1 protein-coding gene is annotated in these 475 nt (G+C 41.9%); it reads right to left on the bottom strand.

From position 1 onward, the window contains the following. On the bottom strand, positions 1–244 hold a 244-nt coding region (locus tag ACYVTD_RS16470), incomplete at its 3' end, for a LolA family protein (protein ID WP_461248745.1). Between the last annotated feature and the right edge of the window lie 231 nt (positions 245–475).

The following is a 475-nucleotide window of genomic DNA, read 5'->3' as shown; positions in this document are numbered from 1 at the left end:
CCCCGACTCCCGAAGCTCCCGGTTTTTTCTTAATATCTTGGTTTAGAACGGCTCTGTATTCCGGCAGATAGATAATCAGCACATCGCCGTTAAACACAATAACCTGTTCCGCAGGTCGGGTAAAGTCGATACGCATAAAACATGGCGACAGGTAGCTTACGTTCCCTGTCATATCGCTGTTCCCTGAATGAATAGTAACAGAAGCCTCATAATCTCTGATACTTGCGTAATTATCAGAGACCATTCCAAGGTATGCCTCTGCAGTTATTATTTCTTGTCCAAAAAGATAAGAGAAACAAGACAACAATATAAAAAATAGGAAAATTCCTCGTTTTGTCACGATCAACCTCTATAATCAATTTATTCTATTATTCTAGCCAAAATCGAGGTTTATTGCAAGTGTTTTACAGGCGGAATAAGCCGCGTTGACAACAGCCCGCACGGAGTGATAGTCTGAATAGGCAGGTCCAGTAGC

This window comes from Treponema sp. R6D11 (assembly GCF_054786075.1).
The sequence above is the reverse complement of the archived record's forward strand: the minus strand, read 5'-3'. Positions and strand labels throughout refer to the sequence as shown.